The organism is Staphylococcus sp. EG-SA-10 (genome assembly GCF_017151945.1).
Lineage (GTDB): Bacteria > Bacillota > Bacilli > Staphylococcales > Staphylococcaceae > Staphylococcus > Staphylococcus aureus.
The window spans coordinates 18,509-32,301 of the sequence record NZ_JACVZJ010000025.1; the positions used below are offsets into that span (position 1 = coordinate 18,509).

Consider the following 13,793-nt stretch of genomic DNA (forward strand, 5'->3'; position numbering starts at 1 on the left):
TCCTTTATTATATAAGTTTACCTGAGAAGATTAAAAAGCCAAATGTTACAAAGTGGAATGTAATCACAATGCTAAGTGCTGTTGTGAAACCATTTTGCCAACGTGGCGGATGTTTCTTACGCCAACGTTCATAATAGCCATAACCTATAAACAATGCTGCATGGTATAAACCATAAACAATGTAATACACTTCGATACCATGCCAAATTCCCATTATGAAGAAGTTGATTAAGAATGCCACGTTAGACATTGCAAATTGACTCTTCAATAATTTTTTACGAGACATGTAGAATAAAGATCTCATATAAATACAATCTCTGAACCAGAATGATAATGTCATATGCCATCTATTCCAGAAATCTTTAATATTTTTCGCTTTGAAAGGTTTATCGAAGTTTGGTGGTGTTTTAATACCGAATAAATAACTAAATGCTATCGCAAATAAACTATAACCTGCAAAGTCAAAGAATAAATATAAGCTGTATGCGTACATATATAACCACAAATTGACAAAGCCATGTAAGTCTAATTGTAACGGCATGATTGCATATGTGTTAATAAAGTAAGCAACAATATATTTATACAAGAAACCAAGCATAATCATGTGAATTGCTTTTAATACTAATTCACGATATTCATTGCCTGTTGGTACTTTTTTATCGTCTTTAACGAAACGTTTGTAACGATCGATTGGTCCAGATGAAATCGTTGGGAAGAATGAAATAAATTGAATTAATTTCCATACTTTAATTTCTTTGATAGAACCATCACGAATTTCCATAATTAACTGCACACTTTTGAATGTAACATAAGAAATTCCTAAGAAACCAACAAATTCAATTAATTTACTTTCATGGAAGTGAATCTGATGCCCACCTAACCATGTACTTTGTAACACTTTCACAAGTGCTAATGGCAATATTGATAAAACCATTACAGTTACAAATTTTGAAAATGAATTATTTTTTGGTTTTGAATGATAATAAAACATTATCAATAAAACTTGCCATACGACGTAAATAATAAAACTAATTAATTGAACACTTAAATACTTTTGGTCAAACAGATTATGTTTATCAGAAGAAAAGATTAACACAATCATAAATGCTGTAACTACGCCATTATAAATGTAACTTCGCTTACCTAAAAATCCAAGTATAATGACTGGTAATAATGCAATTAAAGCAATTAAGAAGAATGTAAAATCACCATATGGAATCATCCGTTAATTACCTCTGCAATTTTCTTTCTGTCAATTTTACCATTTGAAGTTAATGGCAATTGTTCCATCCATTCAAACTTTCTAGGAATCATATACTCTGGTAAGCGTGATTTCAAGTCATTTTTAATATTTTTAGTCATTTCTGCATTGTCCGTAACTTCAGTCGTTGGCACAATTGCACCAATTAAATGAATAACTTTATCATTTTTATATACAGGTACAACAATCGCTTCTTTTACGAACTCAGACTGGCGTAATTGTGTTTCAATTTCTTCTAATTCCATTCTGTAGCCATTCAATTTGATTTGGAAATCAATACGACCTTTAATGAACCATTGACCATTTTCAAACTTCGCTTTATCACCAGTGTGATAAGTACGAATACCGTCATCGAAATTAAATACTTCAGCTGTTTTTTGGTCATTTTTTAAGTATCCTAAACTTACACTTTGACCTTCGATAACAAGTTCACCTTCATCTGTCGTAGATAATCTTGCGCCTGGTCTTTCGACGCCAACAGGTAATGTCGGATATTGATCTAAGATTTCTTGTGTAATTTGAATACTTGTAACTGCTACCGTAGCTTCAGTTGGACCATATGTGTTGTAAATCGTCGCACTTGGGAAACGGCTTACTAACGCTTTTGCTGCTCTGTGAGGTAGAATTTCACCACAGAAGAAGAATTCGTTAAGACTACCATACTGTTCTTCATTAAGCGTTGGTAATAATAAACACATTTCCATAAATGATGGTGTTGATACCCAAATGTTAATCGGTGTTGCTGTTAGCATTTCATTTAATAATTTAGGTTTATTAATCATGTTTTTATCTACAAGATTTAATGTACCGCCTGATGCTAAACATGGATAAATAGCCATTACAGATAAATCAAATGAAAATGGCGCTTGGTTAAGCCATTGTTGTTCATTTCCTGATTTATTAAGTTCTAACATCCACTCAGTAAATTGAACTAAACTTGCATATTCAATTTGAACACCTTTAGGTTCCCCAGTAGAACCAGATGTAAAGATTGTGTATACTGTGTCGTTATCTTTAATCTGACTATCAAAAATTACTGGGTCTTGAGATGTTTTAATATCTTCTATTGTAAATACTTCGCCTTCTAAACTTTCAAATGATTCATCAGTCGTATTAAATACAAACTCTGGTTGAACCTTGTTAATAATCATTTTAATACGGTCTTCAGGAATTGAAGTGTCTACAGGTACATATCCACATCCTGCTTTAATGGCACCAATCATCCCAACAATCATATATGGTGACATGTGACCGAATAAAATCATCGGTTTCTTACTACCTTGTAATCGATGTGCTAATTTACTAGACTCATCCATTAACTGTTGATAAGTTAATTCATCAGTTGTGTGTCTAACAGCAATGCTTTGTGGATTTGCATCCGCAAACGCTTGCAGCTTGTTAATAATATCTGTCATATTAAGTCTCCCTCATTAGAACTCATTATAAATGAAGTTATTGTGTGTGTCGCCACTGCCATAAATTAAATATAAAGTAATAAATATTGCCAAATACAATAGTGTTAATAAATATGGTTTGAATGCTTCAACATATTTATTAGGTGGCTGTTTACTTTTAGATTTCATATTGCACCTCTTAAAGTTCTTAGTAAAAACGCCTTTATAAAGACCGTTCAATATAAAATACGTTTTAAAATTTGTTTTTTACAATTCATTATATCGATATTCATAATGAAATTCAATTTTAATTTTATAGATTCAACATAGTAATTGGTTGTCATCACTCAATTATTGTAAATGATACACTTTGTTGAGAACATCATTCATTTTAAAGGTTATTTAAACAATAAACAATTACAGTCTATATAACAATTTTGTTATATACGTCAAAATCAAATAAACTCATCACATTAATATGACGAGTTTATAATGTTATTGAATTATCATCAGCGCAAATATATACATTCGCATGTCAAGCATAACATATTTAACAATTGCTTTGCTTGTTTACCAATGATTAAAAACCATACTTATTTCAATTTACTGGAGTATGTGGTACCTGATTTGTCATAACCGCTTCTATATTATTAATACATAATTGAATCATATTGTCCCGTGTTGTTACTGATGCGCTACCAATGTGTGGTGTAATCAGAACATTATCACGTCCCATTAATGGATGTGTATGATCAATTGGTTCATTTGCTAATACATCTAAACCACATGCTAATATTTCTTTATTGTCTAGTGCATCGATTAATGCTGTTTCATCTACAATTTGCCCTCTACCGATATTAATAAAAATTGCATCATTTTTCATTTGCTCAAATGCTTCAGCATTAAATTTATGATGTGTTTCTTTTGTAAGTGGCGCTGTACAGATGATAAAATCACTTTCTGCTAACAACGTTTCAAAAGAAACATATGTTGCATTAAGGTCCGCCTCTGCATCTTTATGTCTTGATCGATTATGATAAAGAATTTTAGTATTAAACCCTTGCAACCTTCTTGCAAAAGCTTTACCAATATCTCCCATACCATATATTCCAATAGTTGAATTGAAGACATCTTTACCTGACAATAAATAAGGACCCCAGCTTTGCCATGCATCTGCTTCAACATATTTTTCAGCTTCTACAATACGGCGTGCTATAGCAAGCATTAATGTAAATCCTAATTCTGCAGTTGTTTCAGTAAGTACATTTGGTGTATTCGTGACAACCACGTTGTTCGCTGTTGCACTTTCAACATCGATGTTGTCATATCCTACAGCCATATTCGCAATTACTTTTAAATTTGGTGATTGTGCTAAAATTTCTGCATCGATCTGTTCACTTAATGTGATAAAACAAGCATCTGCGTCACGAAGTGCTGTCACAAATTGATCTTTAGGCATAGGCACTAATGATTTTTGCCACATAACAACGTCACCAAGTTTACTTAATTGTTGATAAAATTTATCTGGAATTTTCCTCGAAACAACTATTTTTACCAAATCAATTCACCTACTTTATAAAATGACTATATCTATTTTTCTAATTCAGCTATTGCTTCATTTAAATCTTTAAAAGAATACGTTGGTGGCACATTTTTATTTTGCACATCTTCTAACGTAGATACACCTGTTTGTACATGAATCGTATCCATACCTACGTTAATACCAGACATAATATCGGTATCGTACAAATCGCCTACCATAGCAACTTCAGATTTATCTAATCCTAAAATTTCTAATGCTTTAACCATAATAATCGATTCTGGTTTACCAATAAATTGTGGCGATACACCTGTCGATACACTTACAACACTTGTAATAGCACCATTCCCTGGTAAAAATCCTCGCTCTTTTGGAATTGACACATCTGGATTTGTAGAAATAAATGTTGCTCCATTTCTTACACCTAACGTTGCAATCGCAAGCTTTTCATATGTAACTTGTTCGTCAAGTCCAATAACTACATAATCAACATGCTCGTCATTTTTAATGACAAGTCCCGCTTCGGTTAACGCAGTATTTAAACCACTACCACCTAACATATATACTGATGCTCCTGGTGATTGTTCTGAAATATAATCAGCAGTGGCTAACGCTGACGTTACAACCTCTTCTGGTTTAGCATCAATGTGCATTTCACGTAATTTTTCAGTTACTTGCTCAGGTGTTTTCGTTGAATTATTAGTTACGTATAAATGAGGAATACCTTTTACATTTAAATAATCGATGAATTGTTTTGCTCCATCAATCTCATCTGTTCCCATATACATTGTGCCATCTAAATCGATTAAATACGCTTTATACTGTTTCATTATTGATTTTCTCCTTTACCAAAAGCTGTTACTGGTACATTTTCTTGATGTAAAAATGTCGTTACTTCTGTAATAAATTGTTTGTAATAAGGTAATGCGTCATCAAACATTGGCATGATAACCTTAATATCTAAGGCTGTGTAATCATATGTAAATTGTTTACGAATATCGACAGTTTTATTAATCGCCTGCTGTGTTTCTTTAGTAATAACATTTTCTAGTTCTAATATATCAATCACATCTTTATAATTACCAGGATCCCTTAAAATAAATGCATCGATAATCATATTCCCTATATCTACCGATGATTCTATCAACATTTGAGCAATGCGTTCAAATGCATAACGATTGTGCTTACTCTCATGGTAATCATCAGTTAATGCTTGTAAATAGGCTAATTTCTGAGTTAGTTTATCTTTGTCTACAAAATACATTCCTTGTCACCTCTCGCTTATATATTATCATAATTTTGCAGTATACTTCATTTGTCGTTATACTAACTTTACTACTTTTAAAAGGAGTCGCTACAAAATGATTGATATGTATTTATATGATGACAACGAAGAGAGTCAAGTTCAGTTTGTTGGTTTTGTTGGCGAGCATGGTCGATATGATTTAATGTTAGTCAATACAAATAGACATTATGGTAAGACACTCGTACTTAATATGCAAACAAATAAATTCGGTATTATCGGTACTGATGATTTAAAAGAAGAAGGCTATATCGCTCATATTTTAGGTGTAAATGCTGAAGAAGGCGATGAAATTACTGAGTATTTAAATGAAGTCATTCATTAAAGATAAAAACCCCTAACTAGATTACAGGTCCGTGCTTGAATTGCATGATTCCCATTTTCAATCTAGCTAAGGGTTTTATTAATGTTCAGTATCTTGAATGGTTGGCTTAATCTTCACATCTTGAAGTTTATTGTCGTCATCTATCACATCAGACGGATGAACTTCTTCGATTAACTTTTTAACCTCTTGTTTAGACAAATGTCTTAATACAAAGTAAGGACAACCAAAGTTACAATATTCAAATATGTAATCTTGAATATTTGAAAAACGTTTACTCATCTCTGCTTTTTTATTAGAATCTTTGTAAAAACCTTTTAATCGTAATTGATCGTAACCATAGTCACCAACTATGTAATCATATTTATCTAAAATATCTGAATACCTAGCAATAAATTGTTCTTCATTAAAACATTCGCGATAATTTTCTATTAATTCAAAGTAATGTTGATCTACTTTTATCAAATTCTTCACCTATCTATGACAATGAAAGGCTCAGTTTATACTTTTAGTGTTTCATAAAAATAATGATTACTTCTATGACACGTTCGTTTTGTACAAACTAAGCCTTTATGCCTTATTAATGGTTAAATATTAACTATTTAACTGTGCCTCACCTTGGCGTTGCTTTTCTTTAGCAGCTTCATTTACTTGCTCATCGGCATGATAAGAACTACGTACTAAAGGTCCAGCTTGGCAATGTTTAAACCCTTTATCCATTGCCACTTTTCTTAATTTACCAAACTCTAAAGGCGTGTAATATTTTTGAACCTTTAAATGTTTACGTGAAGGTTGTAAATATTGACCAATCGTTAAAATATCTACATCATTCGCACGTAAATCATCCATCGTTTCATAAATTTCTTCTATAGTTTCACCTAATCCAACCATAATACTTGATTTAGTTGGGATATCCGGTTGTAATTCTTTTGAACGACGTAAAAACTCTAATGTTCTGTCGTAAGTCGCACGCGCACGAACTCTCGGTGTTAATCGACGAACAGTTTCAATATTATGGTTTAAAATGTCAGGTCTTGAAGCCATTAATGTTTCTAACGCATCATAGTCCCCGCCCATATCTGATGGTAAAATTTCAATCGTTGTAAATGGATTTCTTTCTCTGACTTTACGTACTGTCTCAGCATAAACATTTGAACCAGCATCTCTTAAATCATCACGCGCAACAGCAGTGATAACAACGTGTTTCAAGTTCATTAATTCAACTGATTCAGCTACACGTTCAGGCTCATTTAAATCAAGTTCATTAGGTAAACCTGTCTTAACCGCACAAAAACGACAAGCTCTTGTACATACGGCACCTAAAATCATAAATGTCGCTGTACGACGTGCACCCCAACATTCATGTATATTAGGACATTTAGCTTCTTCACATACAGTATTAAGATTTTTTTCCCTCATCATCTTCTTAAGTCCTGTATAGTTTTCGTTGGTATTTAATTTTATTTTCAACCAATCCGGTTTACGTAATATTTCCTCGTTTTTTGTCGCCATAACAACACATACCCTCCTGTTAAGTGTATCTTTAAACATTATATCGAAATTCATGACAAATGAAAATCCAATAATCTTACTTTTTAATATTCCAATAATTTTTCTTTAAATATATCTCTTAAAAACTCTGGCATTAAATACTCTTTTGGTAATTCTTTCAATGTTGGGAAATAACGACCGAACGTATACATATCTATCGTACCTAGTACATATTCTTTGTCGTCTTCGATTTCTTCTCCATTCAGATAGTAACGCCCTGTAGAATGAATGTACCCTAAATTATAAAGAATATATCCTCCAAATATATTCCCCCTGAAACCCAAACCTTGTGCATGTTCATACATATACTCTTGTTTATTACTTTTAGCTATAATCTCTTTTAATTTCACACCAGAAAGTCTAACCCTTACCATATTAATCGGATGCGGTAACATTTGATGAATGTCATATTCTGTCACTTCATCTTTTACAATATCTTTAACGAGTAAGCCAGCATTGATGATGGCACATTGTGCATGTGTATACTCACAAACACTTTGAGCTAATAAGTATGCAGCTTCAGTTATGTGGTTCATACTACGCTTAAGCACTACTGGATGTTGAATTACTGGATTGGACATTAGCGTTTTTCCTTCTTCTTCAAATGAAGTTTTAACTTCAGGTAATGTTTCTAAAGGAATAATCTTTGCAGTTTTATGTACTACTTTATGTGCCTCAAAAGTTAAATTAACCTCTCCAAGATAATTACCATACTTTCCAGCTGCCGCCATCAGTACACCATTATTGATTTCACCATGTTCAAAATAATGATGCGTATGACTACCAAAAATGACATCAATTTCAGGCAATTCTTGGCATAATGTTTCATCGAAGAAAATGCCACAATGACTTAGCACGATTAATACATCAAATTTACCTCGTTGATGTTCAATTTCTTCTTTTATAGATTCAAGTGGATCGGTAACAATCCAATCTAGTGCACGATAAAATGGGGTAAAAGGTGCTGTCGCTGCAACGAATAGTATTTTCACACCGTCTATATCCTTAATATAAGAAGAAACGATATTATTTGGTAAATGACCTGATTCATCTATAACATTGCTACATGTCACTATAAATTTTGCTTCGTCGTAAAGGTGATTTAAAGCTTCGTGTGAAATGGTCATCCCTTCATTATTACCGATTGTTGCAACATTACATTTTGCTTCATTTAGTAATGCCACATTCTTTTTACCTAAAGTTGCTTCAGTTATAGGTGCGGATAAATCTACATGATCACCTAGATCAACATATAAAGAAGGATGATTAAGTCGTGGCCGTTGTTCTGCCATATATGCTTTAATGCGTTCGTATTCATGTAAATGACTATGAATATCGTTCGTATGATAAATTGTAAGCCTCAATTTGACGTCCTCCTTTTAAAGTTGTATTAAATCAGTGCACGAATAATTAAATAAATACCCATCAATAGCATTACCGTTCTAAGTAATGTTACTACCGTATCTGATTTAATTGATTGGTTCACTTTGACACCGATTTTCGCACCAAAATAACTAGAAATAATTAAAATGATTGCATAACCCCAAGCTACGTGCCCTTGAGCAATGTGCCCTATAGAACTCATGACACTTGAAAAGAAAATCATCATCATACTTGTTCCAACAGCTACATGAGGTGGAAATCTAAATACAATAAGCATTAGTGGCGTCATTAGTGCGCCACCTCCAATACCAAATAAACCTGTCAATATACCAATTAAAAACGTTGTAATAAAAGCAAACAATGGTGGCACACTATAATGATATGTTTTACCTTTAGCGTCTACATAAGTTTTTTCATACTTTGGTTTATCAAATATTTTAAACGGTTTAATCTTATTTCTTACCATTAATAAAATAGCTACAAAGATTAAAAAGATTCCAAAATATAAATTAAATGACTCAAATGTTAAATATCTACTAATGAATGACCCAAGCAATGAACCTGGTAATAATCCAAATAAAAAGATAGAGCCATTTTTAATATCAACTTGTTTTGTTTTTAGATATCCAAGCGATGAAGAAAGTCCTGTCACAATTAGAATGACAGACGATGTCCCAATCGCTATTTGTGTTGTAATATTATGTAGTAATCCATGTTCAACACCGAGGTAAACCATTGTTGGAACGATAATAATACCGCCTCCAATGCCTACGATTGACCCTATAATCGCTGACAAACCTCCGATTAAAACTAATAATGTAATTGTTAATAACATAGTCGTCGCCTCTTAAAATAATTTTAATTGTTGTGGTGCTAACCCTTCATATTCTATATTCAATAATCGCTGATATGTTTTGGCATTATTTGCTGCATGACCACCAGAATTATTGTTAAATATGACGTAAACTTTCTTAGCTTTTTGAGCTAATATTTGTGCCTTTTGTGCCAAGTCTATTAATTCTTGCTCATTATAATCATATAAATAGCGTACATCTCGCCATTCTTGATCTGACATATCTTTCTTAGTCCAACCGTAATGATTACGTCCATGATAACGTACAAACGCAATTTCATTTGTGATTCGATTGACTAAAGGTACACTGCCATCTTTCACTTGTGGTTCATCAACTACTGCATGAATGATTTGATGTTCTGTTAAAAATGCCAATGTTTGTTCTTTAAATGCATCACTAAACCATGATTGATGCCTAAATTCTACACACATTGAAAATGCTTGTAATTGTTGTCTTACATACAAAATATATTTGATATTTTGTGCATTGCAGTCAAACCATGGAGGAAATTGAACCAATACCATTGCTAATTTTTTCTGTGTATGTAAGGGCTCTATCATATTCTTAAATTGATCAAATAGTTCTTGCCTTGAATCTGCAAATGTTTTGTAGTCTGCATGCAATGTGAGTGCTTGATGAATTTTAACCACAAATTCAAATGTATCAGGCGTTTCTTTTATCCACTTCAATATATTTCTTTCCGGTTGTATCGCATAGTATGTCGCATCTAATTCGACAACCGGAAAATGTCCAGCATATGTTTTAAGTTTATCGGTTTGGCGTTCTAAATCTTCATATAATGAATAGTGATCACCCCAACCTGTTAATCCGATGTTTATCATATATATCACCAATGTCATCATACCATATAACTTTTATCATAATCATTTCAGCGAACTTTAGCTCGATAATTTCGTTTGACCATAATCATTTCAGCGAACTTTAGTTTGATGTTTTCGTTTGACTATATCGGTAAAATAGAAACGCAATCCACAAAAATGGCAAGCACTAAAATAATGTTTGGGGGGTGCTTGTGCTTTTGTGGATTGCGGTCGATTATTTATATTGCATGATTTGATTAATTTGATTGATTATATTGGACATGATGGTGTTGGCGGGATGCGTTGTTGCTAGTCGCGGGCTTTGTCCACTCCACATATGTGTTAACTCTTTGTCGCCGATGTTTGCTGCGGCTTTTCTTATGCTATTTGTTAGCTCATTTTGTATTGGATAATCTGGGATGTCGCCTTCGTATTGGGACATTTCTTCGATAAACCTATTGTTGATACCGCGTGCAAGCTTTCCACTAAACGCTTTTGTAACGACTGTATCTGTTTCTTTACTATTTATAATTGCGTCACGCAGTAGTTCTGATGCATTACTATCTCGTGATGTTAAAAATGCGGTGCCCATTTGTACCCCTTCTGCACCTAAGACAATACTTGCCAAAACTCTTCTACCGTCCATAATTCCACCAGCGGCAATGACCGGAATTGAAACGACATCTACAATTTGTGGCACTAAAGATATTGTTCCAGCCATAGGTAATTGATTTTTAGGTTTTAAAAATGAACCACGATGTCCACCTGCTTCACTACCTTGAGCAACGATAGCATCCATACCCGCTTTTTCATTCGCAATAGCTTCATCAACACTTGTTGCTGTACCTATTAGCTTAATGTTTGCTTCTTTCAATCTTTTTATAATAGATTCATTTGGAATTCCAAAAGTAAAACAACATACAGGTACTTGCTTTTTAATTATCGTATCAATATGACACTTAAATTGTTGTTCTTCGGTAATTTTTACAACCGGCTCTTCTAAATGTAATGCGCGTCGATAAGGTTTTAACCATGCATTCATATTTTCAATTTGACTACTGGTATATGATTGTTGACTTGGTACAAAGACATTTACACCAAAAGAATTTGACGTTAATTGACGTACATAATCTATTTCGTCTTCTAATTGCTGCGTATTAAAGTAACCTGCGCCTATTGTGCCTAATCCACCACTGTTACTTACTGATGCAACTAATTTCGGTGTCGTACTTCCTGCCATACCTGCTTGTATAATTGGATATTCAATACTTAACATTTGAGTAAGTCGATTCTTATTCCACATAGCTGTTCGCTCCTTATATAGATACGTTGCGATTTTTCCGTTGTCGAAATTGAATTTGCTGTTGAGAAAGTTTTTCTTTTTCCTTTTTATCCATCTCATCTTCAATTTCCATACCTAATAATTCTTCAATTAAGTCTTCATGTGACACTATCGCTTCAGTACCACCAAATTCGTCCAACACAATTGCTAAATGTTTTCTAGAAATAGTCATCTTACGTAATACCCATTCAGCTTTATTGTGTTCATTCACAAATAATGGCTTAGCTGAATAGTTTGTAATTTGATTTTCTTTTTTATTACTCCAAGCCAACAGATATTTAGAATGAAACACCCCAATAATGTTATCAATATCTCCCTCGTACACTGGATATCTAGTGTATGGCTTATTCATAACCGTTTCATAAACTTCTTCGTATGTCGCATTTGAAGCAAATGCCGTCACATTAATTCTAGGTGTTGTATCTACATCTTTTACTTTTAAATTTTCAAAATTAATGACACCTTCCAACCTACTCGTCTCAATTTCATTTAAAGCACCTTCATGTCCAGCAATTGCTAACATTGTTTTAAATTCTTCTTTTGAAAATTGATGTTCTTGAGGTTGACCCTTAGATAAACTTCGATTAATACTGTCCGTCAACTTATTTAAAAGTAATGTGATAGGACGGAACACAATTACACAAATATTAATAATTGGATATACAAGCCTTGTTATTTTATCTGGAAATGTTGCAGCGACAGACTTGGGAATCACTTCGGAAATCAAAATGATAACAACTGTTAAAACAGCTGATGCAATACCAACACTAATCCCCCAACGTAAAGCCATAATTGTAACAAGTGTTGGTAATAAAATATTCGCGACATTATTCCCAATTAGAATCGTTGTAATAAACTCACTTGGTTTTTCAAGTAACTTTACAATGCCTTTTGCTTTTTTATCACCTTTGTCAGCTTCAGTTTTAAATTTTGTTTTATTGGCAGCCGTTAATGCCGTCTCGCTTCCTGAAAAGAAAAACGAAATAAATATCAATATAATTATGGCAATGATCACGCGTGTAGTCTCCTTATTGTCATATCTTATTTTTATTGTAGTTACTTAATTCCCGACGTTCTCGTTTAATAAACCAGTTAAAATTCATTATATATAATAGTCTTAATAATGATAATTAATATGCATTTTTAGTCATAGTTACTTTAATGCATTCATTAGTAAAATGATGCTATAGTTCGCCCTGATTGTTACGAATAAATTTACATAATGAAAAATTTCAACAAATTCAGTTTATGACATAGTTGTAATGATTTGAAACCGTTATAATGATAACAACAAGTTTCTCATAAATTTATTCTAATTATCTTTTAAATATCTTTAGACAAGTACTTGTTTATATTCAAATATAGAAAGAAGGATTAACATGTATTTTGTTTTAGCAATATTTACAATCATTAGCGCCAGTGTAAGTTTAGGTTATTCAATTCAAGCATGTGCATCTAGCCATAATATAAATGCATATTATGCACTTAGTCGAAGCTTATCTTTATTTTTATTAGCTATTTTTTCTTTAGTCATTCATAGTGCTATATTTTTGATTACTATATCCATTGCAATGATTTTAGTTCAATTTTTAGATGCGATTGTTGGTTATAAAAGTAAAGATGTCTTTAAAACTTATGGTCCATTAGCAACATCTGTAGTGAACTTAATATTATTAATAGTTTTCTTATTTTAACTCACTTATACAAAGAATCTTAATCGAACTAATATCGAATTATCTTTAAAGAATATTTGATTTAGTTTTCAATTAATTTAATAAAGACCAGCACTCTAATGCCACAATCATGTTGTATTTGTGTTGTCGCTTTATCCACCATCAATGATTATTTTTTACACCAATCAAAAAATCGGACTGATATAAATAAGTTCAAAGCTTATGAAATGCTCCCTTCAAAGTAGACATTGAAAAAATGAAAACTTTGAAGGGAGCTTTATTTATGTCAATAAAACCTAAAGTAGACATAGATGTACTGCTATATATGTTTCAAGAATATGAAAAAGGC

17 protein-coding genes are annotated in these 13,793 nt (G+C 32.5%); 2 read left to right on the top strand and 15 right to left on the bottom strand.

Translation table 11 applies throughout. The annotated features are described in order from the left end of the window. Positions 1-7: 7 nt before the first annotated feature. The 7 genes from dltB to IDG45_RS12120 form a co-directional block, all read right to left on the bottom strand. Positions 8-1,222 carry a PG:teichoic acid D-alanyltransferase DltB gene (gene dltB / locus IDG45_RS12090; RefSeq protein ID WP_000613541.1) on the bottom strand — a complete coding sequence of 405 codons (1,215 nt, stop codon included), beginning with the start codon at positions 1,220-1,222 and terminating at the stop codon, positions 8-10. Then, complete coding sequence (gene dltA, locus IDG45_RS12095; RefSeq protein WP_000129655.1) at positions 1,219-2,676, bottom strand: D-alanine--poly(phosphoribitol) ligase subunit DltA; 1,458 nt, start codon at positions 2,674-2,676, stop codon at positions 1,219-1,221. The genes dltB and dltA overlap by 4 nt, the downstream gene beginning before the upstream one ends. A gap of 15 nt (positions 2,677-2,691) precedes the next feature. Beyond that, positions 2,692-2,844 (bottom strand): teichoic acid D-Ala incorporation-associated protein DltX, encoded by a 153-nt coding sequence (dltX, locus tag IDG45_RS12100; protein ID WP_000837752.1) that lies wholly within the window; start codon positions 2,842-2,844, stop codon positions 2,692-2,694. A gap of 47 nt (positions 2,845-2,891) precedes the next feature. Continuing rightward, entirely contained in the window at positions 2,892-3,002 is a 111-nt protein-coding gene (locus IDG45_RS12105; protein WP_001790652.1) for a hypothetical protein, read from the bottom strand. Positions 3,003-3,253: 251 nt separating this feature from the next. Beyond that, entirely contained in the window at positions 3,254-4,213 is a 960-nt protein-coding gene (locus IDG45_RS12110) for a 2-hydroxyacid dehydrogenase (protein ID WP_000239126.1), read from the bottom strand. Between the two features lie 32 nt (positions 4,214-4,245). Then, positions 4,246-5,025, bottom strand: coding sequence for a 5' nucleotidase NucF (gene nucF, locus IDG45_RS12115; RefSeq protein ID WP_111063910.1), 780 nt, complete (start codon positions 5,023-5,025; stop codon positions 4,246-4,248). Then, positions 5,025-5,459 carry a DUF86 domain-containing protein gene (locus tag IDG45_RS12120; RefSeq protein ID WP_031927842.1) on the bottom strand — a complete coding sequence of 145 codons (435 nt, stop codon included), beginning with the start codon at positions 5,457-5,459 and terminating at the stop codon, positions 5,025-5,027. The genes nucF and IDG45_RS12120 overlap by 1 nt, the downstream gene beginning before the upstream one ends. 97 nt (positions 5,460-5,556) lie before the next feature. Here IDG45_RS12120 and IDG45_RS12125 point away from each other — a divergent pair, with 97 nt between their 5' ends. Continuing rightward, entirely contained in the window at positions 5,557-5,823 is a 267-nt protein-coding gene (locus IDG45_RS12125) for a DUF3055 domain-containing protein (RefSeq protein ID WP_000566647.1), read from the top strand. 78 nt (positions 5,824-5,901) lie between these two features. Here IDG45_RS12125 and IDG45_RS12130 read toward each other — a convergent pair whose 3' ends face one another. The 7 genes from IDG45_RS12130 to IDG45_RS12160 form a co-directional block, all read right to left on the bottom strand. Further along, a complete protein-coding gene (locus tag IDG45_RS12130; protein WP_000598444.1) occupies positions 5,902-6,285 on the bottom strand; it encodes a YutD family protein in 384 nt (127 codons plus the stop codon). A gap of 129 nt (positions 6,286-6,414) precedes the next feature. Further along, positions 6,415-7,332, bottom strand: coding sequence for a lipoyl synthase (gene lipA / locus IDG45_RS12135; RefSeq protein WP_000201875.1), 918 nt, complete (start codon positions 7,330-7,332; stop codon positions 6,415-6,417). An 83-nt stretch (positions 7,333-7,415) separates the two neighbouring features. Then, positions 7,416-8,735 (bottom strand): bifunctional metallophosphatase/5'-nucleotidase, encoded by a 1,320-nt coding sequence (locus IDG45_RS12140; RefSeq protein WP_001241241.1) that lies wholly within the window; start codon positions 8,733-8,735, stop codon positions 7,416-7,418. 26 nt (positions 8,736-8,761) lie between these two features. Next, complete coding sequence (locus IDG45_RS12145) at positions 8,762-9,589, bottom strand: sulfite exporter TauE/SafE family protein (protein ID WP_000927625.1); 828 nt, start codon at positions 9,587-9,589, stop codon at positions 8,762-8,764. 12 nt (positions 9,590-9,601) lie between these two features. Next, complete coding sequence (locus tag IDG45_RS12150; RefSeq protein WP_000608126.1) at positions 9,602-10,450, bottom strand: DUF72 domain-containing protein; 849 nt, start codon at positions 10,448-10,450, stop codon at positions 9,602-9,604. Positions 10,451-10,664: 214 nt separating this feature from the next. Next, complete coding sequence (locus tag IDG45_RS12155; protein WP_000267240.1) at positions 10,665-11,732, bottom strand: NAD(P)H-dependent flavin oxidoreductase; 1,068 nt, start codon at positions 11,730-11,732, stop codon at positions 10,665-10,667. Between the two features lie 13 nt (positions 11,733-11,745). Continuing rightward, the gene (locus IDG45_RS12160) at positions 11,746-12,786 is read right to left on the bottom strand and encodes a hemolysin family protein (protein WP_000582333.1); all 1,041 of its coding nucleotides are present in this window, start codon (positions 12,784-12,786) and stop codon (positions 11,746-11,748) included. Positions 12,787-13,150: 364 nt separating this feature from the next. Here IDG45_RS12160 and IDG45_RS12165 point away from each other — a divergent pair, with 364 nt between their 5' ends. Continuing rightward, positions 13,151-13,465, top strand: coding sequence for a hypothetical protein (locus tag IDG45_RS12165; protein WP_000274035.1), 315 nt, complete (start codon positions 13,151-13,153; stop codon positions 13,463-13,465). Between the two features lie 61 nt (positions 13,466-13,526). Here IDG45_RS12165 and IDG45_RS13950 read toward each other — a convergent pair whose 3' ends face one another. Further along, positions 13,527-13,610 carry a hypothetical protein gene (locus IDG45_RS13950; protein ID WP_072357910.1) on the bottom strand — a complete coding sequence of 28 codons (84 nt, stop codon included), beginning with the start codon at positions 13,608-13,610 and terminating at the stop codon, positions 13,527-13,529. Positions 13,611-13,793 lie beyond the last annotated feature (183 nt).